This is a genomic window from Mucilaginibacter aquaedulcis, from assembly GCF_030409325.1.
Lineage (GTDB): Bacteria > Bacteroidota > Bacteroidia > Sphingobacteriales > Sphingobacteriaceae > Mucilaginibacter > Mucilaginibacter aquaedulcis.
Map to the genome: position 1 here is coordinate 226,346 of NZ_JAUFPR010000003.1, position 18,730 is coordinate 245,075.

19 protein-coding genes and 1 tRNA gene are annotated in these 18,730 nt (G+C 42.9%); 11 read left to right on the forward strand and 9 right to left on the reverse strand.

The genetic code is table 11. From position 1 onward, the window contains the following. Positions 1-61: 61 nt before the first annotated feature. The 8 genes from QWZ01_RS16200 (at position 62) to QWZ01_RS16235 (ending at position 6,446) form a co-directional block, all read left to right on the forward strand. Entirely contained in the window at positions 62-625 is a 564-nt protein-coding gene (locus QWZ01_RS16200) for a DUF6428 family protein (protein ID WP_290324997.1), read from the forward strand. A gap of 12 nt (positions 626-637) precedes the next feature. Then, complete coding sequence (arsN2, locus tag QWZ01_RS16205) at positions 638-1,069, forward strand: arsenic resistance N-acetyltransferase ArsN2 (RefSeq protein ID WP_290324998.1); 432 nt, start codon at positions 638-640, stop codon at positions 1,067-1,069. Then, complete coding sequence (locus tag QWZ01_RS16210) at positions 1,066-1,479, forward strand: arsenate reductase ArsC (protein WP_290324999.1); 414 nt, start codon at positions 1,066-1,068, stop codon at positions 1,477-1,479. Before arsN2 ends, QWZ01_RS16210 begins: the two co-directional genes overlap by 4 nt. Positions 1,480-1,525: 46 nt before the next feature. After that, a complete protein-coding gene (locus QWZ01_RS16215; RefSeq protein ID WP_290325000.1) occupies positions 1,526-1,855 on the forward strand; it encodes an ArsR/SmtB family transcription factor in 330 nt (109 codons plus the stop codon). A 45-nt stretch (positions 1,856-1,900) separates the two neighbouring features. Next, positions 1,901-2,977: an ACR3 family arsenite efflux transporter gene (arsB, locus tag QWZ01_RS16220; RefSeq protein ID WP_290325001.1), complete on the forward strand. Its 1,077-nt coding sequence runs from the start codon at positions 1,901-1,903 to the stop codon at positions 2,975-2,977. 133 nt (positions 2,978-3,110) lie between these two features. Beyond that, entirely contained in the window at positions 3,111-4,868 is a 1,758-nt protein-coding gene (locus QWZ01_RS16225) for a family 43 glycosylhydrolase (protein ID WP_290325003.1), read from the forward strand. A gap of 71 nt (positions 4,869-4,939) precedes the next feature. Continuing rightward, positions 4,940-5,443 (forward strand): hypothetical protein, encoded by a 504-nt coding sequence (locus tag QWZ01_RS16230; RefSeq protein ID WP_290325005.1) that lies wholly within the window; start codon positions 4,940-4,942, stop codon positions 5,441-5,443. 46 nt (positions 5,444-5,489) lie between these two features. Continuing rightward, complete coding sequence (locus tag QWZ01_RS16235; RefSeq protein WP_290325006.1) at positions 5,490-6,446, forward strand: acetyl-CoA carboxylase carboxyltransferase subunit alpha; 957 nt, start codon at positions 5,490-5,492, stop codon at positions 6,444-6,446. Between the two features lie 167 nt (positions 6,447-6,613). Here the strand turns inward: QWZ01_RS16235 and QWZ01_RS16240 are convergent, their stop codons facing one another. The 3 genes from QWZ01_RS16240 to QWZ01_RS16250 all read right to left on the reverse strand — a co-directional run bounded on the left by QWZ01_RS16240 (position 6,614) and on the right by QWZ01_RS16250 (position 11,147). Continuing rightward, on the reverse strand, positions 6,614-7,870 hold the full coding sequence (locus QWZ01_RS16240) for a type IX secretion system plug protein (protein WP_290325008.1): 1,257 nt from the start codon (positions 7,868-7,870) through the stop codon (positions 6,614-6,616). 421 nt (positions 7,871-8,291) lie between these two features. Next, on the reverse strand, positions 8,292-10,214 hold the full coding sequence (locus QWZ01_RS16245; RefSeq protein WP_290325010.1) for an ABC-F family ATP-binding cassette domain-containing protein: 1,923 nt from the start codon (positions 10,212-10,214) through the stop codon (positions 8,292-8,294). Between the two features lie 147 nt (positions 10,215-10,361). After that, positions 10,362-11,147: an SGNH/GDSL hydrolase family protein gene (locus QWZ01_RS16250; RefSeq protein ID WP_290325012.1), complete on the reverse strand. Its 786-nt coding sequence runs from the start codon at positions 11,145-11,147 to the stop codon at positions 10,362-10,364. 287 nt (positions 11,148-11,434) lie between these two features. On the opposite strand from QWZ01_RS16250, the gene QWZ01_RS16255 reads away from it, so the two are divergent. Then, positions 11,435-12,478 carry a quinone-dependent dihydroorotate dehydrogenase gene (locus QWZ01_RS16255; protein WP_290325014.1) on the forward strand — a complete coding sequence of 348 codons (1,044 nt, stop codon included), beginning with the start codon at positions 11,435-11,437 and terminating at the stop codon, positions 12,476-12,478. Between the two features lie 347 nt (positions 12,479-12,825). Here the strand turns inward: QWZ01_RS16255 and QWZ01_RS16260 are convergent, their stop codons facing one another. The 3 genes from QWZ01_RS16260 to QWZ01_RS16270 all read right to left on the reverse strand — a co-directional run bounded on the left by QWZ01_RS16260 (position 12,826) and on the right by QWZ01_RS16270 (position 13,906). Beyond that, positions 12,826-13,002, reverse strand: coding sequence for a spore protein (locus tag QWZ01_RS16260; protein WP_290325016.1), 177 nt, complete (start codon positions 13,000-13,002; stop codon positions 12,826-12,828). A 33-nt stretch (positions 13,003-13,035) separates the two neighbouring features. Further along, a tRNA-Cys gene (locus tag QWZ01_RS16265) sits at positions 13,036-13,106 on the reverse strand. Between the two features lie 47 nt (positions 13,107-13,153). Next, on the reverse strand, positions 13,154-13,906 hold the full coding sequence (locus tag QWZ01_RS16270) for a TrmH family RNA methyltransferase (RefSeq protein WP_290325017.1): 753 nt from the start codon (positions 13,904-13,906) through the stop codon (positions 13,154-13,156). On the opposite strand from QWZ01_RS16270, the gene tamL reads away from it, so the two are divergent. Next, positions 13,897-16,272: a translocation and assembly module lipoprotein TamL gene (gene tamL / locus QWZ01_RS16275; RefSeq protein WP_290325019.1), complete on the forward strand. Its 2,376-nt coding sequence runs from the start codon at positions 13,897-13,899 to the stop codon at positions 16,270-16,272. The genes QWZ01_RS16270 and tamL overlap by 10 nt on opposite strands. Before the next feature lie 201 nt (positions 16,273-16,473). Here tamL and QWZ01_RS16280 read toward each other — a convergent pair whose 3' ends face one another. Further along, positions 16,474-17,007, reverse strand: a complete 534-nt coding sequence (locus QWZ01_RS16280; RefSeq protein ID WP_290325021.1) for a hypothetical protein — start codon at positions 17,005-17,007, stop codon at positions 16,474-16,476. 61 nt (positions 17,008-17,068) lie between these two features. Next, the gene (locus QWZ01_RS16285; protein WP_290325022.1) at positions 17,069-17,566 is read right to left on the reverse strand and encodes a TspO/MBR family protein; all 498 of its coding nucleotides are present in this window, start codon (positions 17,564-17,566) and stop codon (positions 17,069-17,071) included. A 368-nt stretch (positions 17,567-17,934) separates the two neighbouring features. On the opposite strand from QWZ01_RS16285, the gene QWZ01_RS16290 reads away from it, so the two are divergent. Further along, positions 17,935-18,306 carry a cupin domain-containing protein gene (locus QWZ01_RS16290; protein WP_290325024.1) on the forward strand — a complete coding sequence of 124 codons (372 nt, stop codon included), beginning with the start codon at positions 17,935-17,937 and terminating at the stop codon, positions 18,304-18,306. 3 nt (positions 18,307-18,309) lie between these two features. On the opposite strand, the gene QWZ01_RS16295 is transcribed toward QWZ01_RS16290, so the two are convergent. Further along, positions 18,310-18,717 carry a hypothetical protein gene (locus tag QWZ01_RS16295; protein ID WP_290325026.1) on the reverse strand — a complete coding sequence of 136 codons (408 nt, stop codon included), beginning with the start codon at positions 18,715-18,717 and terminating at the stop codon, positions 18,310-18,312. Positions 18,718-18,730 lie beyond the last annotated feature (13 nt).

Genomic DNA, 18,730 nt, shown 5'->3' on the forward strand with positions numbered 1-18,730 from the left:
ATAAATTTGCTTTAAATTTATTAATCGTAATATTGCAATATAATAATTAATGAATTGAATTATGAATAATCTGGAAGCAATGAACTGGGCATCGTTCAAGGAACAAATGCTCAGTCACCCCGACCTTGATTTGCAGTTTCAGTACGCCGAAAACAAGTGGGTTGATGCGGCGTACCATATCACCGAAATTAAGCAGGCTCCGATTGTATCGGTTGATTGTGGTGGTAAGATGAACAGTTGGACAGAGATCATTGTACAATTATGGGAACCAACCAATCAGCAGCAGGAACGAGCCATGAAGGTTGGGAAAGCATTATCCATCATTGAGCTGGTTGAAAAAACATTGCCATTAAATCCACTGGCTACGGTTAAGATAGAATTTGGTAATTCTGAGTTCGACACAAGGCAAATGTTTCCTAATAGCATTATTACTGATGGCGATAACCTCTTGGTTGATCTGCGTCCGGATTCGGTACAGTGCAAGGCTATTGAAAGAGGAGGCAGCTGCGGTACCACAGCCACCGGTGCCGAATGCTGTACACCAGCCGACGTAAAGCCTAAAGTTGAATTAAAAAATTTGGCTTTATCAAATGAGTGCTGCACACCAGGTTCTGGATGTTGTTAAAACAGGACTTATATGAAAGTAGAAGCAGCCAAAAGTCGTCGTGAAGGTATAATGCAATTACTCTCCTCCGTAAAATTGCCGGTTGAAGATTTACCCGAAGAATTAAGCGGATTTTTTGTAGTCTCAAATATCAAAGATGTAGTAATAGGTATTATAGGTTTAGAAATTTATGAAAATTATGGACTACTTCGTTCCCTGGCAGTTGATCCGGAATATCGAAATCTAAGTATCGCAACTAAATTGCTTATTACCGCAGAAAGTTATGCCAGGCTCAATAATTTAAAAGCTGTTTACCTGCTAACTGAAACTGCAACAGCGTATTTTCATGATAAGGGATATGAGCAGATATCTCGAGCAGATGTACCTCCGGAAATTCAGGCTTCGTCTGAATTTAGCCACATATGTCCCTTGTCAGCAACTGTAATGAAGAAAAATTTAATATGAAAAATATATTAGTATTATGTACGGGCAATAGTTGCCGCAGCCAGATAGCCGAAGGTTATCTCCAATTTTATGCAGGTGATAAAGCCAGGGTCTACAGTGCAGGTGTTGAAGTTCATGGCGTAAACCCTAAGGCCATAAAAGTTATGGCCAGCGATGGCATAAACATCAGCCATAACACATCAAACCATGTAGACGAGTATATGGATGTTGAGTTTGATTATATCATAACCGTGTGTGATAATGCCAGGGAAAATTGCCCTTACTTCCCCTCAAAGGCGCAGCGCTTTCATTATAATTTCCCCGATCCGGCTAAAGCAACCGGAACCGAGCAGGAGATCATGCAGGAGTTTGAAAAAGTACGGGATATGATCAAAACTTATGCGGACTATTTTGTGGCTCAAAACCTGTAAACTGCGTTTTTGATTATTAACCGCTTTAATCGTAATATTGCTTGCCATGGGTTTAACCAAAACAGAAAACTTTACCGAGGCTCAAAACGAGCTGGCCAAAATGCTTAAGGCTTTGGCGCATCCCGCGCGCATTGCCATAATTGAGCATTTAATAAAGGCCAATGCCTGTATCGGTACCGACCTGGTTGAAGTGCTTGGTTTGGCCCAGCCCACTACCTCACAACATCTGCGCGAGCTTAAAGAAGCCGGTTTAATTAAAGGTACCATAGAGGGCACCTCCATGAACTACTGTATTGACCAGGTTAAATGGAAACAATACGCCGATAAGCTGAACGCGTTTTTCACCCCGGTTAATTTCTCCGAAAGCTGCTGCTGATTTTTTTTGATTCTAATTATCGTTTCATAGCAATAAACAAATATAATGAGTGCAAATAATTGCAACCCAACACAACGTAAAAAACTTTCATTTTTAGACAGGTATCTTACCCTGTGGATTTTTACAGCCATGGGGCTGGGCGTATTCATAGGCTATTATATACCCTCAACTAAAAATTTCATCAATCAGTTTCAGTCGGGCACAACCAATGTACCAATTGCTATTGGCTTAATGCTCATGATGTACCCGCCTTTTGCCAAGGTGCGGTTTGAAGAATTGGGCAGGGTATTTAGCAATGTCAAAATACTATCGCTGTCGCTGGTCATGAACTGGCTTATAGGGCCGGTGCTGATGTTTTTATTAGCCATAATTTTTCTGCGGCATCATCCGGCTTATATGGTTGGTTTAATCATGATAGGTTTAGCCAGATGCATAGCTATGGTGATGGTTTGGAATGAACTTGCCGATGGTAACCGCGAATACGCTGCCGGTTTGGTGGCTTTTAACAGCATATTCCAGGTGCTTTTTTATAGCGTGTTTGCGTGGTTGTTTGTTACCGTATTGCCTCCGTATTTCAGGCTAAAGGGTATACAGGTGAACATCGGTATAAAGCAGATAGCGCAAAGCGTGCTTATTTATCTTGGCATCCCGTTTTTTGCCGGTTTTTTAACGCGATTTATTTTGCGCAGGTTAAAAGGTGATGCCTGGTATACCAACAGCTTTATTCCGCAAATAAGCCCAATAACACTTATTGCCTTGTTGTTTACCATACTGGTCATGTTTAGCCTGAAAGGCGATCTGATAGTACAGATCCCGTTTGATGTGATCAGGGTTGCTATCCCCCTGGTAATTTACTTTATCATCATGTTTCTGGTTACATTTATTACCGGCAAATGGCTTGGTGCCGATTATGCGCAGAACGCGGCGTTATCTTTTACCGCAGCGGGTAATAATTTTGAGCTGGCCATAGCGGTATCCATTGGCGTATTTGGCATCAACAGCGGCCAAGCCTTTGCCGGAGTAATTGGGCCATTGGTGGAAGTACCCGCTTTAATAGCATTGGTTAAGCTGGCTTTCTGGCTGCGTAAAAAGTTTTATATTGTTAATTACGCCAATAATTGATAACCATATCCCCTATTGTTTTTATGAAGTAAGAAGTAAATTTATGAAACAGATGTTGTAGTAAATTGTAGTTTAGGTAAGCTTTAAAAACAGATATTAGCCGCCTGTTTACAATAACTTGCTTACCCGATTTATGAAGATCCGTTTTTGTAGTTTGTTTGTTTTAATGCTTTGTTTTGGGCTGTTAACAGCTAACGCGCAAAACAGAAGGCTCACTTATTGCAACCCGCTCAATTTAGATTACGGCTATACGCCGTTCCCGAATTTTGCCGGGTGGGGCAAGCACCGGGCTACTGCCGACCCAACCATGACCTTGTTTAAAGGCAAATACTACCTTTTCAGTACCAACCAGTTTGGTTACTGGTGGAGTGATGACATGCTGAACTGGCATTTTATTTACCGCAAATTTGTGCGCCCTTATAATGAGGTGCAGGGTGATGAGTTATGCGCCCCAGCAACGCTGGTTTTGGGCGATACCCTGCTCGTGATAGGCTCAACTCATAATAAAGATTTTACCTTGTGGATGAGCACCAATCCAACTCACGATGATTGGAAAGCTGCCAAAGATTATTTTAAGGTAGGTGCCTGGGACCCGGGCATGTTTGCCGACGATGACGGCCGTGTATACATTTACCACGGCTCAAGCAATACGCTGCCACTGTACGGGCAGGAGATAGACCGTAAAACGTTTGAACCAATTGGCCCTAAAAAGGAGCTTGTAAAGCTTGATCCTGAGGTACATGGCTGGGAGCGCTTTGGCGAACATAACGACAACGTGTTTTTACTGCCTTTTATTGAAGGTGCCTGGATGAACAAGCATAACGGCAAATATTACCTGCAATTTGGAGCACCAGGTACCGAACAGAGCGGTTACGGCGATGGTGTATTCACCAGCGATAAACCGCTGGGACCTTTTACTTATCAAAAGCATAATCCGTTCTCATACAAGCCGGGTGGTTTTGCAAAGGGCGCGGGTCATGGTGCTACCTGGCAGGATAAGTTTGGGAACTACTGGCACATCTCCACCATGGGTATCACGGTTAAAAATAACTTTGAACGTCGCATTGGTTTCTGGCCAGCCGGTTTTGATAAGGATGGCGTGCTGTATACCAACACCGCGTACGGCGATTATCCGTACTACCTGTCAACCAGTCCTGAAGATCACCTAAAAAGCAATTTTACCGGCTGGATGATCCTGAACTACAATAAACCTGTACAAGTTTCATCTACCCTTGGGGCCTACGAACCCAACAACGCTGTTGACGAAGATATTAAAACCTACTGGAGCGCCAAAACGGCCAGCAAAGGCGAGTGGTTTAAAACCGACCTGGGTGCTGTAAGTACCGTGAATGCCATACAAATTAACTATGCCGATCAGGATGCCACCTTCATGGGTAAATCATTGAATGTTTTTCACCAGTATATGGTATACTCCTCTCTCGATGGCAAAACCTGGAACCCTTTGATCGACAAAAGCAAAAATAAAACCGATGTGCCTCATGATTATGTGGAGCTAAAAACTCCGGCAAAGGCCCGTTACCTTAAAATGGTGAACCTGCACATGCCAACAGGCAAATTCGCGTTGTCTGGTTTCCGTGTATTTGGTAAGGGTTCAGGTACCCAACCCGATACCGTTCAAAACCTGATCGTTTTGCGCGGCGACAGCGAGCGTCGCAATGCCTGGCTTAAATGGAAACCTGTTGATGATGCCGTAGGTTACACCATTTATATGGGTATTGAACCCGATAAGCTATACAACAACATGATGGTGTACGGCAAAAATGAGTATTACTTTAATGGTATGGATAAAAACCTGCCTTATTACTTCCAGATCGAGGCATTCAATGAAAATGGTATCTCAAAGCGAACAAAAATAGTCAGGGTGCAATGAAAATGAATGTCGCGCGTTTTTTAACTTAGTTTAAATAACCTTATGGTTAGTGTATTTATAAAATATAGCCTATGCTAAAATCAATATCCTTGTTACTGATCAATCTATTTTTTTGCTGCGCGCTGCACGCCCAGCAGGCTGATAGTACCCTGAAAAAATCGCCGGTAAAAACTTTAAGCGATAAACAGTACACCGCATTGTTAAACGGCGATGATTTTTATAATATGGCCCTGCCTGCAGAACTGAATCATTTCCCGATGCCTGATAAGGTGATCAAATTTAAAAAGGAGCTTGACCTTAGCCCTGTTCAGATAACAAAAATTAACGCTATTGTTGCCGAATTACACCGTAAAAGGGTGGAGATGGGTACGTTCATTATCAACAACGAGAAAACTTTAGATAACCTTTTTCGTAAACAAAGGCTCAATAATGGTGATGTTATATTTTATACAACACGGTCGGGTTTATACTATGGCGAGCTCAGAAACGCCATTTTACAAGCCTGTTTAAGTACTGGCGATCTGCTTGCACCGCAGCAAATTAAAAAGCTGGAAACTTTGCAAAACCGTAATTGATAATATCCCGTTTGATTTACTTAATTTAGCAGCCCAAATAAATAGTATGAAGATTACTTTTGATTTTGAAAAGCCGTTGGCTGAATTGATGCAGCAGATTGAAAAGGTGAGGCAGGTTGAAGACAAGAACAAGCTGGATATGTCTGCAACGGTAGCCGAACTGGAAGCAAAACTGGAAACCGCTAAAAAAGACATATATTCCAACCTTACAGGCTGGCAAAAAGTACAGATTTCCCGCCACCCCGAAAGGCCGTATACCCTGCAATACATTGAGCTGATGTGCGATGATTTTATTGAATTGCACGGCGACAGAACAGTAGGTGATGATAAAGCTATCATCGGTGGTTTCGGAACCCTGAATGGCCAAACCGTAATGTTCATTGGCCATCAGAAAGGGCGTAACACCAAAGAGCGCCAATACCGTAATTTTGGTATGGCTAATCCTGAAGGTTACCGCAAAGCATTAAGGCTCATGAAAATGGCCGAAAAATTCAACAAACCTGTTGTTACCCTGATTGATACTCCCGGAGCATTCCCTGGTTTAGAGGCTGAGGAACGCGGACAAGGCGAAGCCATTGCCCGTAACTTGCTGGAAATGTCGGTCCTGAAAGTTCCGGTGATCTGCGTTATTATTGGCGAAGGTGCATCAGGTGGTGCTTTGGGTATAGGTATTGGTGATAGGGTGCTGATGCTGGATAATTCCTGGTATTCGGTAATTTCACCAGAAAACTGCTCAACCATTCTTTGGAAAACCTGGGAAAACAAAGAACGTGCTGCCGAAGTTTTGAAACTGACATCAACGGAAATGCTTAAAAACAAGCTGATTGATGGTGTTATTAAAGAACCTCTTGGCGGTGCCCATCAAGATCCGGTAGCTATGGCTGCCATCCTTAAAAAACAACTGCTAAAAGACCTCAAAACCCTTGGCGAACGTGATATCAACGAACTTGTAACTGAGCGTATTGATAAGTTCTGCAGCATGGGTGTTGTAAACGAAGGATAATTTTAATTATACCGATATATGAAAGGAGCTGTCTGAATTGGATAGCTCCTTTTTTATAAAATTATTATTTAGAACCGGATAGGCTATCTGTGTTTAGCTCCCTGCTCCATTGAGGCATAAAGCCAGGGGAATGAAATCCAAATGATGACCGGTGAGTTTTTGACTCCCTATTTCTTCACCGTATTCAGCTCCCCGAAACCCACCAGTTCATCCCAGCGGGCAGTAGGCGGGCGATAGTAGATGAGCAGCTGATAATCGTTTTCGGTTTCAAAGTGGCTGCCTTCAAAGGGTATATCATTGGCTCTTTTGGTTTTATTGTCATACCAAACGTACTCATAATCATATACGCCCTGTTTTAAAAGCAGATTGATGTAGTATTTTCCGTTTTCGCCAAGGGTTAGTTTGCTGTGCTCATCTAACTTATAATCATTAAACTGACCAACAATATACACGCTCCCTTCTGATGCGGGGCGGTTTGCGGCAAAGCTAAAGTAGATGTGCGCATAATCGGCATCAATCCGCGGATCGCTGCCGTCCTGGTTCAGTACAAAGAACTTACCATCATTATCATAGGTTAAAATGTAATTAGGGCTATCACGCAACGGATCAGTCAGTAAAACCACATTGTTGGCCGTATCCTTAACAATACGCGCAATGTGCTGCGAATTAAGTTTGAGCGTACGGGTATCAAACAGCCTGAACTCGTTACGACCCGGAAAATCATTGATTGCTACATCGTTATAAATCAGCTGCGTGCCACGTACATAAGTTGGCTGCGTATTCAAAATACCAGTTTGGGTACGCGCGTTCTGCATCAGGAAGGCACGTATATCGTTTGATGGGTTTTGAACCTGCAGGCCGGTGTAATCAATGGTGAAGTTCACTTTTTGATTGGTTTGCCTTGTTTCTGTTCCCGGCGATGGCCCTGTTGTTGCCGCCATGGTTACCTTTTTGCCCAGTACATATAACCGGCGGGTAAGCACCATTTTTGATTGATCGCCATCCTCGTAAACCTTTAGTATATAGTTACCTGCCAGTTTGGGCGCTATGTTGTTATTAGGCAATTTAAGCTCATAGTGTGTATATTTTTGAATGGTACCTGACGAGTAAGTGTAGGTGTACAACCGGTCGTCGGTAAAGCTTTGCAGGTATTCGGCTGTTGATAGGTTTGAGGAGTTCCATTTAGTATCGCAGTGTTCAATGGTGTAATAGTAGTTCCGGCTACCGCCCCGCAGATCGTCAAAAGCAAGCAGCACCTTTTCATCTGATCCTAAATTAATTACCGGGAACGAGCCCTGCTTTTTGCTGTTATAAAACTCCACACTTTTGATAGCAGTGTTATAAACATTGTTATCATACGGCGCCTGCGCAAAGCTTTTAAGGGTAATAAACAGGAGAACGAATAGGTAAAGATGCTTTCTCATTTTTTATATTTTAGGTATCCTCATTTTGCGGATGTAACCCGCCGGTGTTGAGATTGGAAATTTAAGAAATTCCGGAGGAGAAATTGATCCGGCCATCTAATATTTTATATGAGGCTCGGCCAAAACTTTTTAAAATTTTATTTTAACACTTTTTCATTCAAAAATCCATCAAAAAAGGGTTAAAATCTATCAAAATGACATCAAAATGAACAAAATCATGCGTTTTAACTCATTTTAAGCACATTTTTAAAACTTTAAAAAGAACTAATTTATTGATAATCAATAGGAATATTCGTATTATCATTTTTATGCTTCCTGCACCCTTAACAAAACAGCCCGCCTTTCCGGTAAAAGAGAGGCGGGCTGTTGTTGGTTTAAATATACCAAAATTGGCAAATATATTAAAATATCATGTTTGGGTTTATGCTTCCAGCTCCAGGATCTGCTCGGCCAGGGTTTCCCATTTTTGCTGAACCTGTTTGAGGTCGGCTTGCTTTTGGGCGTAGGCGGCATTGGTTTCCTTTAGCTTGGCATTGTCGGTATAAATTTTATCGTCGGCCAGTTTAGCTTCCAGATCTTTCACATTTTTTTCCAGCCCGGCAATCTGTTCTTCCATTTTAGCCAGGTCCTGGTTCAGTTTTTTCAGCTGCTGGTGTTTGTTTTCACCTTGCTGTTGTTTAACCGGTTCGGGCTTTTTCTCTTCCTTTTTGGGCTGAGGGGCCGGAATTGCGGCTTTTGGCTCTAACTTACGTTTTGAAAGCCATTCGTCGTACTCGGCATAAGTGCCTGGATATACTTTTATCTTTTGATCTTCAATAAACCAGATCTTGTTAGCTACATTATCCAGGAAATACCTATCGTGCGATACCACGATCAGCGTACCTTCGTACTGATCCAAAGCCTGGATCAGGATATTTACCGATTGCATATCCAGGTGATTGGTAGGCTCATCCAGCACCAGGAAGTTAGCATCGGCAGTAAGCGCCTTGGCTAAGGCCACACGTGATTTTTCACCTCCTGATAATACCTTGATCTTTTTAAATACATCATCACCAGTAAACAGGAACGAACCTAAAATGGTACGCAGCTCGGTATCGGTATGTTTAGGTGCAAAGGCCTGTAACTCCTGCAATATCTGGTGTTCCAGGTGCAGCGACTCCAACTGGTGCTGTGCAAAAAATGTTTGCGTTACATTATGGCCTGTTTCCGCTTTGCCCGCAAATTCTTTATCTGCACCTGCCACAATGCGTAACAGGGTTGATTTACCCTTACCGTTTGCACCTATCAGGGCTATTTTATCGCCTTTTTCAATAATAGCTTCGGCATTATCCAAAATATCAATAGCAGGATATTTTTTGGTGATATGCTCCATGGTTACCACGTGCCTGCCCGATTGCTTGCTGAAACGGAAGGCGAAATTAACCGTTGGGTTATCATCGTCAACATCATCAACGCGCTCCATTTTATCAAGCATTTTGATACGCGATTGTGCCATTTTTGCTTTAGATGCCTTGGCCCGGAAACGCTCAATCAAACGTTCTTCCTGTTTTATTTTTGATTGCTGATTCTTGAACTCGCCACGCTGAATTTCTTCGCGCAGGGCTTTCTCTTCAAGGTAAAAACTGTAGTTACCCGCGTAAACAGTAAGCTTACCCTTGCGCGATTCAACCGTACGATTAATAACCTTATCAAGGAACCACCTATCGTGCGATACGATAACAATAGCGCCCTGAAAAGCCTTCAAATAATCTTCCAGCCATTGAATAGACGGTAAGTCAAGGTGGTTGGTAGGCTCATCCAGCAGCAGGATGTCGGGAGCCTGCAATAATATCTTGGCCAGCATTACACGCATGCGCCATCCACCCGAAAAGGTGCTTAGCTTACGTTCGCAATCAGCATCGCTAAAACCTAAACCTGCTAATATTTCGCGTGCCTTATATTCAATATTATAACCATCGAGCAACTCAAACTCATGCTGTTTATCGCTCAGTTTGTGTAAAAGATCTTCGGTATAATCTGTTTCGAGTTTCTTGAGTAAAGTCTCAATCTCATCGTGCAGTTGGTTCTGGCGCTCAAAAGCTTCCATAGCCACGTGTACAATGGTTTTATCAGACGAGTATGACAGCAAATCCTGGTTGAGGTAACCCATGGTAAGGTCCTTAGCCATTGATATGGTGCCCGATGTAGGTTTATAGTCGCCTACAATAATTTTTAAGAGGGTAGTTTTACCGGTACCATTGGCACCTATTAAACCAATTTTTTCACCGGGTTTTATATGCCAGTTGGCTTCATCGTAAAGGGCCCGCGCACCAATCTCAAACGTAAGGTTGTTTATAGCAATCATTTGCGCGCAAAGATACGGTTTTGAGGCGAAACCAGGAAGGTTATGGGTTGTACGTAATACGTTTTACGTTGCATAGATAATTAAACCATAAAATACGGTCATTCAACGTGCTACGTAACACGTATTGCGTAAAACGTACAACCTCTTCTATGCTCCTACCGCCTTTATCCAGGTTTGGGCCATCAGGGCTTCTCCGGCTACGCTCGGGTGTACCCCATCAAGGCTCCAGTAAGCTGCCGGTGCGGTAGCCAGCGCCTTATCAAAAGCAGCCTGAAACGGCACAAAAACAGCGTTGTATTCGGCAGCTATATCATGGGCCGCCTTGCGGAACAGATCAAACGTTGGGTACCACTTATCGTCAACCGCCCTTACTCCTTTGGAGGCAAATGGTTCACATATTACCAGCTTTACATCTGGCAGGGCTTCTTTGGTGCGGGTAAGGAGTTTTTTATAATCGGCAATGTAGGTATCAATAGTGCCAGTGTACCCGCCGGTTAAGGTATGCCAAAAGTCGTTCACGCCAATGTGTATGCTTAATATGTTAGGTTTTATGGCCAGGCAATCAGTATCCCAGCGTTCGGCCAGTTGATAAACTTTGTTACCGCTGATACCCTTGTTATATATTTTGAGGCCTTTATCGGCATGATCAAGCAGCAGCTTTGAGGCCGTAATAAGCGCATAGCCAGAGCCGAGGGCCGGAGTGGTATTAAATTCGTCCTTTTTATGGTCGCGCCCCCAGTCAGTAATGGAATCGCCCTGAAACAACACCACATCGCCGGTATTGAATTTTAATTTGGGTGCACTTTTTTCTTTAGCCAAGGCTGCTGATACAATTTGGGGTATGCCTGCAGCTGCCAAAGTACCCACAGAAGCGGTTTTAAGAAAATGCCGGCGACCGGGTTTAAAGGTATCTTTCAGTGTCTTCCTGATCATAAATGGTTTATTTGGTTTGTAAGCAGATGATGAACTCGATTTCCGAATTTACAGTTTTACTGGATTTTTTTGCATTTGTATCAGGAATTGTACAAATGACTCACCCGCCCATCGCTTCGCTCGGGCACCCTCTCTTCAGCTTCGCTGGAAAGAGGGCGTGGGGAAAATGTCTTTACTCCTTTATCCTTTTATCATTTATCCATCGCCCGGAGGGATGAGTCGGCACTTTATTAATAATTCCTAAATTTCTGGTTTACACACATAAAGTAATGTGCTAACTTCGCGGCATGTATTTTTTATTAAAACCCATCCTGTTTAAGTTCGATCCCGAAAAAGTACATTATTTTGTTACCCGCAACTTAAAACGCTTTAACCGCTTTCCGGGCGGGGCAGCCTTGAGTCGGGCAATATGGGATGTGAATAACCCGAGACTTCAAAAAGAGGTATTTGGCCTGCGTTTTAAAAATCCGGTTGGCCTGGCCGCTGGCTTTGACAAAAACGGCGAACTTATGGGCGAAATGGCTAATATCGGCTTTGGCTTTGTGGAGATAGGCACAGTTACTCCCCTGCCCCAACCCGGCAATCCGCAGCCGCGTATGTTTCGCCTGCCGCCCGATGGTGCGCTTATTAACCGCATGGGTTTTAACAATTTAGGGGTTGATGTGGTTGCCGAGCGACTGGCAGCCTTCCGAAGAAATGCTAAAGGGGCTCAAAAACAACTCATTATTGGCGGCAACATTGGTAAAAACAAGGTTACCCCTAATGAGGATGCCGTAAGCGATTATATTAAATGCTTTGACCGCCTGTTTGATGCGGTTGATTACTTTGTGGTGAACGTGAGCTCGCCAAACACACCGGGCTTAAGGGATTTGCAGGAAAAAGAACCTTTAATGCACATCCTGAATACCCTGCAACAGCGCAACGCTAAAAATGGCATCAGCAGGCCTATCCTGCTTAAAATAGCTCCTGATTTAACCGATTCGCAATTGGATGATATTGTTGATATTGTACAGCAAACCCGCATTGCAGGTATCATTGCTACCAATACTACCATCAGTCGTGAAAGCCTTACTGTACATGAAAGCCTGAAAAATGAAATGGGCGGCCTTAGCGGTAAACCACTAACCAAACGCTCAACCGAGGTGATCAGTTACCTGCATAAAAAATCAAACGGATCGTTCCCCATTATTGGAGTAGGCGGTATCCACACGGCTGATGACGCCATAGAGAAACTACAAGCCGGGGCATCGCTGGTGCAATTGTACACCGGTTTTATCTACGAAGGCCCGGCGCTGATTGGCAGGATCAATAAAAAGCTGCTTGACCGTTGATTTGAGGTGATTTCATTGATTTCGTTGATGATTTTGTCTTGAACCAGAATTTATAGAATTAGAGAATTTTCAGAATTTCTTTTTACGGGCTATTTTATTAATTCAAAAATTCTGAAAATTCCGGTTCAGACAAAAGAAATCCTGAAATCTGTTTAATCCAGGTTCAGACAAAATCATTCTACGTCAAACAACGCAATCATCTACTTCAAACAATGCAATCAGCGAAATCAAGCCAATCACCCCAAAAATCAACGGTCAATGACGCACAAAAAAATCCTGCCGGTTTCTTAAACCAACAGGATTTATAAGATCTTTTCAAGCGCTTGTAGCGCCAAAAGCAGATAGAATTATTTTGCAGCTACAGCTTTTGCTAAAGCTTCGTTGTTTTTAGCTATCTGGCTGTGTTTTGACTCAGCAGAACGGCTTCCGTACTCCAGGTTAGTAGCCAGTTTCAAAAACTGTACTTCTAAACGTGAAGTAGTTTTGTTTTTTCTATCTTTTCTTTTTAAACGTGTAACGCCCATGGTGTTTATTCTTTAAATTTTTTAATACCCTTGAGGTCGGGAGCGGATTCGAACCGCTGTAAAAGGTTTTGCAGACCTCTGCCTAGCCACTCGGCCACCCGACCATTTTTTAAGGACTGCAAAAATAGTAATTTATTTTTCAGAAAGCCAACTATAATTTCATTGAATTTCTTTTTATTTCTGAACATAGTATAGCAGTGGCTATGGCCACGTTCAAAGATTCGGCATTTCCGGCCCTCGGAATAGTCACCGCTGCGCCTATTAAGCGCTCAATATCAGCACTTATGCCGTTACCTTCGTTGCCCATCACCAGCAATCCCTCACCGCCAAAATCAGTATTATATATATTTTGTCCGTTGAGCATGGCGCCAAATACAGGCAGGTCTATTTGAGGCAGAGTTTGTAAAAGATCAACATAATGCACATTTACCCGCGCCAATGAGCCCATGGTGGCCTGCACCACCTTGGGGTTATACACATCAACCGTGTCTTCCGAACATATAATATCGGTAATGCCAAACCAATCGGCCGTGCGAATGATGGTACCCATATTACCGGGATCCTGCACGTTATCAAGCACCAGCGAAAACTTTTGTTTCAGGCTGTTATAATTTAAAACGGGCCATATTGGTATCTTAACCAAACCAATTACCTCCTGCGGCGTTTTCAATGAGCTGATTTTTTCGAGTTCATTTAATGAAATCTCCTGAAAGTTTATTTTTCGGGATAAATTCAGCATTTTTGAAGCAATTGCAGGGGTATGGTAAATTGTATCAACCTGGTATGCAGAGTTTATAAATTCGGTAACCGATTTATAACCCTCAACCAGGAAAAAACCATTTTCCCTGCGAAATTTTTTATGTTGTAAGGATGTTAATAAACTGATCTGTGATTTTGAAAGCATATATAATTCCTGCTATTTACCGCCTTACAATATTAAGTATTTTACTGCTCATTATAGGCTCTGGTTGCAGCAGCACCCGTGGACTGGATAAAAACCAGGTACTGGTACGTAAAGTAATCATCAAGGGGATTGATAAGCAGTTTGCCGAAGCCGCTGTAAATTATGTAGATAAAGAGCAGCAACCCAATAACTGGCTTAACCTGCAGCTTTATTACACTTTCAGTAAAAAAGGTAAAAAGAATTACGGCGAGGCACCCTCTATTTTAGACAGTAACCTGGTTGAGTACTCGCGTCTGCAGATGGAACGCTATATCCAGAATCGCGGCTACCTGAAAGCAAAAATAACCGACAGCATAGTTATCAAAAAGCAAAAGGCCGAGCTGGTTTTTACAGCGCAGGAAGGCCCCATGTTCCGCATAAGGAAAATAACCGACAGCATTGCTGATAAAAACATTAAAAAGCTGTATAACGACAATCGCAATAAAATGTCGCATATTTCGCCGGGGGCGCGTTTCGATACCGATAGCCTGGCGCATGACCGTGATGAGCTGTACCTGTTAATGAAGCGTAACGGCTACTTTGATTTCTACCGCCAATACGTAAACTACAATTACGATTCAACCTTTAATAACAGTGTGGTTGATGTTACCATGATTATTGATAACCCGCCGGGCAAAAAAGAGCACCCTATTTATACCATCAATAATACGCAGATCAGCATTTCGCGCAGCAGCGGGCGCACCACCGGCCAGGCCGATACCGTTCAGGTTGATTCGCAATTCAGGTTTGTTGATTTTTCGCACCGGTTTAAGCCCCGTACCGTAATTGATTACACCTTTCAAAGAAAAGGGCAGATTTATAACATTGACCAGCAAACGCTTACTACAACCCGCTTGTCGGAGTTGAATGTATTCCGCAACGTGCCCAACCCTACTTACGAAAAACTGGCTGATAGCAGCAACCGTCTCAACACCAAAATTGATATTGTACCCCTCAAACAAATGAGCGATCGTGTTGAGGGTGAGGTACTGTTTAGCGGGGGCCGTTTTGGCTATAACGTGGGCAACACTTTTACCAACAGAAACCTGTTTAAGCAGGCTGCCATATTGCAGGTAAAATTTAACTGGAGTATTTTGTTTGATAATGGGCAAACCATCAAAAATCAGGAGCTCAGGGCCGGGGCCAACCTCATTTATCCGCGCATTTTAACGCCTTTTGATTTTCCGCTGTTAGGTAAGTTTGGGGTGCCGCATACTATTTTCTCCAGTAACTACTCATTATTTTACCAGAAAGACCTGGTAAAGCGCGAGAGTTTTGTAAACTCTGTAAGCTATGACTTTTTTGAAACCGCCCGTAAACAGCACACGATAACGCCTATAAATATAGAATTTTCACGAGGCGTGCTTGATACGGCAGCAAAAAGACAATTACTTGAACAAAACCGGCGCTCTTACGTAACTCTTATTGGCCGTACTACATTTACAACCGGTAGCCAGTACACTTTTCAATACAATGCTATTGAATTAAACTCCTACAAAAACTTCACTTATTTCCGCGGTAGTTTAGATATTGGGGGTAACTTTCTCAGTTTGGCCAGCAAGGTGTTTAATACGTCAAGAGATACCGCTAACCAGCGTAAACTTTTCGGATATACATTTTCACAATATGCCAAAACCGAGCTCGACCTAAGGTTTTATCGTACTCTGGGGGGCGAACGCCAGTTTGTATTCCGCTTTAATCCGGGTATAGGTGTTCCTTATGGTAACAGCAACCAGCTGATATTTGAAAAAAACTTTTACACCGGTGGTGCAAACGACATCAGGGCATGGCTGCCGCGCACATTGGGTCCGGGTCAGTTTAACCGTGCTACTTATTACGGAAATGATACCAATACCCGTGCGGGCTTAAAATACCTTGATCAGTTTGGCGAAATAAAAATGGTTGCCAACGCCGAGTACCGTTACAAATTGGCCGACAACTTTTTTGGGGCCAAACTAAAGGGAGCAATCTTTATGGATGCCGGTAACGTATGGCGCCTGGGTAAAAAAGTTGAAAATCCGGGCGGCGAGTTCCGGTTTGATAATATCCTGCAATCAACCGCCATTGGTATAGGTACTGGTTTACGGTTTGATCTTGGTTTCTTTATATTCAGGCTTGATGCCGCACTTAAATTTAAAGACCCTCAGTTTACCGGATCAGACCAATGGGTACTCATTAAACATGGCGACGAGCTATTTAAATCAGGAAGTTTTAAAGAGGCTTACCTGAGAGCCAACGCTACAAGTATTGATAAAAATGGCAAAGTCACTGCCGGCGACAGCTACAATTTCATGCAGCTTAACTTTGGTATAGGATTGCCGTTTTAATAGCAGCCTAAACCTGATATGTTATTGAGAGTAACGAATCAATCGCGAAAATTATCTGAACCAGGATTAAACAGATTTGTCGGATTAATGGATTTACTTAGCTTTCGGAGAATCATGATAATCCCTTAATCCCAGAAATCGTGGTTCAGACAAATCACTTGATTGCAACGCAGCAACTCCAATGATATTATACCCCCCTTCCTAAAACAGCCCCTTTAAACCATCAATAACACTTTCAAAAAATGTTGGCATACTTAACCCATTATGGTAGTTAAAATATAGGAATATGCAGAATATGATTACGGCTATGATAATAAATCGCTTAAACATATAGGCCAGCAGTACCAAAATCAGCGGAATGGCTACCAGCAGCATCCAGCTGATGTGCAGCGGACTAAGTTTGCTATCGTGCTTGTAAATGTAGTAGAGTATGGCGTGCGTGCCACTATCATTCATGTGCTTGGCATATAAAAAGGCCGAGCGGTCAAGCTTATGACGATAAAACGCGGTGCCTTTTTCAAACCTTAATTGTTCCTGAAAACCGTTCATCACAAACGTAAATATACCATTTACCCCCTCTTGTATTACGCCTGCGGTATCGGTGGCAACAACGGCCACTTCGTCAACGGCAAAGGGGTTTTCTTTTATTACAAAGTGATCAATGGCTATGCTTTTCGCGAGGCTCAGGCTATGAGCAGCTATAATGAAACAGCACAAGAGGAATAGTTTCTTCATTTTTAATAAAACAGTTCAGTTTAAGCACAAAAATGTATGCAATAAAAATAGTATTTTAAAACTAACTATTCAGTAAATATATACTTGCATTTAGTATCCCGGCAAAGCTCACCCAAAGCAAATAGGGCATCAGCAGCCAGCCCGCTACTCTATTGAATTTGTTAAACCAATACATGGTTAAAATGATACTTACCCAAAGCAGGGCAATAACTATAAATGCCCCTAATACCTGGTGCATCCCAAAAAACACTATCGACCAGGAGAAATTCAAAAACAGCTGTGCAAAGTAAATAGCGCGGGTAACCTTGTACACGGGCTTGCGGCTACGGTGTTTCCAGATGAGGTAGGCGGCTACAGCTATCAGGATGTAGAGGCACGTCCAAACCGGGGCAAACAACCACGGAGGCGGGTTAAATGATGGCTTTTTAAGGGTGCTGTACCAGCCGGTTATTTCCGGCCGGGTAAAAAACGCGGCTACAAAGCCTATGGCCAGCGTGATCAATAAACTGATAAGAAACGGAAAAAATTGAAACTTTTTGAGTGAAACTGCTGAACTCATAAATTAATGAACCAACAAAATGCCGCTAAAGTTTTCAAGGAGGTTCATTTTACAGGAAGATGCTTAGAAGTATCATATCAACTCACCCCGACATCGCCGCGCTTGTCACCCCTCTCTTCGCCTGCGGCTGAAAGAGGGTATTTCCTTTTTCTTACAATTTTCCTACGCCCTCTTTCCAGCGAAGCTGAAGAGAGGGTGGTCCAGCGTAGCGTAGACCGGGTGAGTCGCTTTATACGCCATACAATTTCAACAACTATTTTAATACACCTCTATTGCCCATTAATTTACAATACCATTATGCATACCCGGCATCTTAAACTTGTATAAATTGTTAGCTTAGCTGCCAAAGCCACAGGGCATCAACAACCATGATAAAAGCTTATAGATTATTTACCGGTACCGATGGTAACTCGCATGTACAAACGGGTACTGTGGCCGGCGGTCAGTTTAACCAGGCGGTATCTATCCGCTTTCAGGAATCGCCGCCGCATTCTTTTTACGACTGGCACAATGCCCCTACCAACCAATACGTGATCAACATGTCGGGCACGCTGGAGTTTGAAACCCAAACCGGCGAAACTTTTATTTTACATCCCGGCGAAATCCTCATCGCTACAGATACTACTGGTACCGCACACAAATGGCGACTGGTTGATGACCAGCCATGGAATCGGGTGTACGTAGCTTTCGACCAGGAAAACCAGATAAATTTTATCCCCGATGAGCCGCAGGCACGTTAAACATCATTTGATACGCACGTAGGTTGAACCGAAGCCATCGCTGATAAAAATATCCCTGAAGAAAAGCGAATCGTTACGGATAACAAATGCCTGATCGCTCCCTGATCCGGTAGTATTGATCAGATCAAAGGTTTCGCCTGCTGATGTTTTATAATTACGTTTAATGGAAAACTTGCCGTTGATAGCTACCGTATCCTTATGGTAAAACTTGCAGGTACTATCGGCATTAAATACCCATTTTTGCGTAAAACCTTCGGTTTTGGGCGTAAGGGTGAATCCCCCGATACCACCTACAGATTTTACCCAACGCCATTCGCCAACTATAGAATCAGAAGTCGGCAGTTTTTCTTTATTACATGACGATACGCTGCAGTAAACCATTACCACTAACAATAAGCTAAAATACTTCATAACATTATAAGGT

Excerpts from the sequence above, each read along its gene's own strand:
- QWZ01_RS16200 (WP_290324997.1), top strand. The coding sequence starts at position 62 with ATGAATAATCTGGAAGCAATGAACTGGGCATCGTTCAAGGAACAAATG.
- arsN2 (WP_290324998.1), top strand. The coding sequence starts at position 638 with ATGAAAGTAGAAGCAGCCAAAAGTCGTCGTGAAGGTATAATGCAATTA.
- QWZ01_RS16210 (WP_290324999.1), top strand. The coding sequence starts at position 1,066 with ATGAAAAATATATTAGTATTATGTACGGGCAATAGTTGCCGCAGCCAG.
- QWZ01_RS16215 (WP_290325000.1), top strand. The coding sequence starts at position 1,526 with ATGGGTTTAACCAAAACAGAAAACTTTACCGAGGCTCAAAACGAGCTG.
- arsB (WP_290325001.1), top strand. The coding sequence starts at position 1,901 with ATGAGTGCAAATAATTGCAACCCAACACAACGTAAAAAACTTTCATTT.
- QWZ01_RS16225 (WP_290325003.1), top strand. The coding sequence starts at position 3,111 with ATGAAGATCCGTTTTTGTAGTTTGTTTGTTTTAATGCTTTGTTTTGGG.
- QWZ01_RS16230 (WP_290325005.1), top strand. The coding sequence starts at position 4,940 with ATGCTAAAATCAATATCCTTGTTACTGATCAATCTATTTTTTTGCTGC.
- QWZ01_RS16235 (WP_290325006.1), top strand. The coding sequence starts at position 5,490 with ATGAAGATTACTTTTGATTTTGAAAAGCCGTTGGCTGAATTGATGCAG.
- QWZ01_RS16240 (WP_290325008.1), bottom strand. The coding sequence starts at position 7,870 with ATGAGAAAGCATCTTTACCTATTCGTTCTCCTGTTTATTACCCTTAAA.
- QWZ01_RS16245 (WP_290325010.1), bottom strand. The coding sequence starts at position 10,214 with ATGATTGCTATAAACAACCTTACGTTTGAGATTGGTGCGCGGGCCCTT.
- QWZ01_RS16250 (WP_290325012.1), bottom strand. The coding sequence starts at position 11,147 with ATGATCAGGAAGACACTGAAAGATACCTTTAAACCCGGTCGCCGGCAT.
- QWZ01_RS16255 (WP_290325014.1), top strand. The coding sequence starts at position 11,435 with ATGTATTTTTTATTAAAACCCATCCTGTTTAAGTTCGATCCCGAAAAA.
- QWZ01_RS16260 (WP_290325016.1), bottom strand. The coding sequence starts at position 13,002 with ATGGGCGTTACACGTTTAAAAAGAAAAGATAGAAAAAACAAAACTACT.
- QWZ01_RS16270 (WP_290325017.1), bottom strand. The coding sequence starts at position 13,906 with ATGCTTTCAAAATCACAGATCAGTTTATTAACATCCTTACAACATAAA.
- QWZ01_RS16280 (WP_290325021.1), bottom strand. The coding sequence starts at position 17,007 with ATGAAGAAACTATTCCTCTTGTGCTGTTTCATTATAGCTGCTCATAGC.
- QWZ01_RS16285 (WP_290325022.1), bottom strand. The coding sequence starts at position 17,566 with ATGAGTTCAGCAGTTTCACTCAAAAAGTTTCAATTTTTTCCGTTTCTT.
- QWZ01_RS16290 (WP_290325024.1), top strand. The coding sequence starts at position 17,935 with ATGATAAAAGCTTATAGATTATTTACCGGTACCGATGGTAACTCGCAT.
- QWZ01_RS16295 (WP_290325026.1), bottom strand. The coding sequence starts at position 18,717 with ATGAAGTATTTTAGCTTATTGTTAGTGGTAATGGTTTACTGCAGCGTA.